This is a genomic window from Streptococcus sp. CCH5-D3 (assembly GCF_001556435.1).
In the GTDB taxonomy this organism is placed as follows: domain Bacteria; phylum Bacillota; class Bacilli; order Lactobacillales; family Streptococcaceae; genus Streptococcus.
This window is the reverse complement of sequence record NZ_LSIW01000170.1, coordinates 1-1689: the sequence shown is the minus strand read 5'-3', so window position 1 is coordinate 1689 and position 1689 is coordinate 1. Positions and strand designations below refer to the sequence as shown.

Genomic DNA, 1689 nt, shown 5'->3' with positions numbered 1-1689 from the left:
ACGTAATGATAGTCTTTTTATTGAGACCTTTTTCTTTATCTACTTTACATCATTTGCAAAACAAGACCAATAGCGAGGGCATTCCCTTTAATGCTTTTGGAGAAAGGATAACTCATTTTCCTTTTTATTGGTGCTAATGGTGTTGATGCCAACTATTTTACAACACCTGACATGGAGGAAGCAGTCATTAAACGGACAGTGATTGCTAATGCGCGAAAAGCTTACGTTCTAGCTGATGCTTCGAAACTTGGTTAGATTACCTATGCAAAGGTAGCTGAGGTTGAGAAGGTTACTATAGTCACAAATGCGTCGGAAAAAGAACTCCTGAAAGAATTAAAAGAGAAAACGAGGGTTATTGAAGTATGATTTATACTGTGACGCTAAACCCATCAATCGACTTCATTGTTCGTATCGACAAGGTAGAGATTGGTGAAGTTAACCGTATAGAGAGTGATGATAAATTCGCTGGCGGTAAGGGTATTAATGTCAGCCGTATTCTACAACGTTTAGGAATTGACAATACTGCTACGGGCTTCATCGGTGGTTTTACAGGACGTTTTGTTACAGACAGTTTGGATGCTGAAGGTATTAAAACTACTTAGAATGGTGAGGCTGTAATGGTATTAGGAAAAGTAAGTGATTTTTTAATCAAGCATCAAAGATTGTTAACGTACTTAAGTATTTTTGCTGCGTTAATGTTATTAATGCGCTTAGTGTATGATGATGTTTTGATTGACCATGATAATCCCATCGTTTTAGCAATCTTTATAGGAATACTAGTTCTTTGGACCCTAGCATCTTACCTTAATCGAAGACAGCATATGCTATCCCACTTTATCTTACAGAGTTCGAAACTTATTAACGTCTATGCTGTAGACTTAGATTATCGTTTTATTGCGGTTAATAAGAATGATATTCGGCTCATGGAAGAAATCTTTTATTTCACTCCCAAAATTGGTGACTTTCCAATGAATTATCTTAATAGTGAAGATGCTGCGCGTTTAAAAGCAAATGTTGATCGTGCGAAAAAGGGTGAAACATTTATATTTATGGATACTATTAAGACAGGCGACAAAACGCTTTACTGGCAAAATATGTATTCTCCCATTTATAACAATCGCCAAAAAGTGATTGGTGTTTCTTGTTTTGTTCTTGATGTTACAGAGCAGAGACTTCATGAACTTGAAATACAGAGGATGGCATACGAAGATGTTTTAACACGGGTTCATAATCGACGATATATTGAGCTTGCTTTTGAGGAATGTCTGACACGTAAAGAAGAACAAATTACGGTTATTATATCTGATTTGGATAAATTCAAGGAAGCAAATGATACCTTTGGACATGCTACGGGAGATAAGATTCTAATTGAATTTGGTGATATTTTAACGAAGATAATGCCTGAAAGTGCTGTAATAGCAAGGTTAGGTGGAGATGAATTTGCGGTTTTACTCCCTGGAGTTTCTGAAAATCAAGCTGAATTTTTAATAAAACTTGTTCAAGCAGAAATGACTCTCAAAGATATGGGGATTACAGCATCTTTAGGTGCTTATACGGACTCTTATCAATCACATAAAAACTTCGTTGATTTTTTTGCAATAGCTGATAAGAAAATGTACGAAAATAAAAGTCAGAAAGGAGAACGTCGATGATGTTTCAAGATGTTGTTATTGTCATTCCTGCCTATGA

The 1689-nt window shown here is 35.8% G+C and carries 1 protein-coding gene and 2 pseudogenes; all 3 read left to right on the top strand.

Annotated elements, in window-relative coordinates:
* Positions 1-123 precede the first annotated feature (123 nt).
* Positions 124-366, top strand: a pseudogene (locus tag AX662_RS10505) (DeoR family transcriptional regulator); the annotation flags it as partial.
* Positions 363-596 (top strand): annotated as a pseudogene (locus AX662_RS09780) (PfkB family carbohydrate kinase); the annotation flags it as partial. The pseudogenes AX662_RS10505 and AX662_RS09780, both read left to right, overlap by 4 nt.
* A gap of 21 nt (positions 597-617) precedes the next feature.
* Positions 618-1652: a sensor domain-containing diguanylate cyclase gene (locus AX662_RS09775; RefSeq protein ID WP_060972337.1), complete on the top strand. Its 1035-nt coding sequence runs from the start codon at positions 618-620 to the stop codon at positions 1650-1652.
* Positions 1653-1689 lie beyond the last annotated feature (37 nt).

Excerpts from the sequence above, each read along its gene's own strand:
- AX662_RS09775 (WP_060972337.1), top strand. The coding sequence starts at position 618 with ATGGTATTAGGAAAAGTAAGTGATTTTTTAATCAAGCATCAAAGATTG.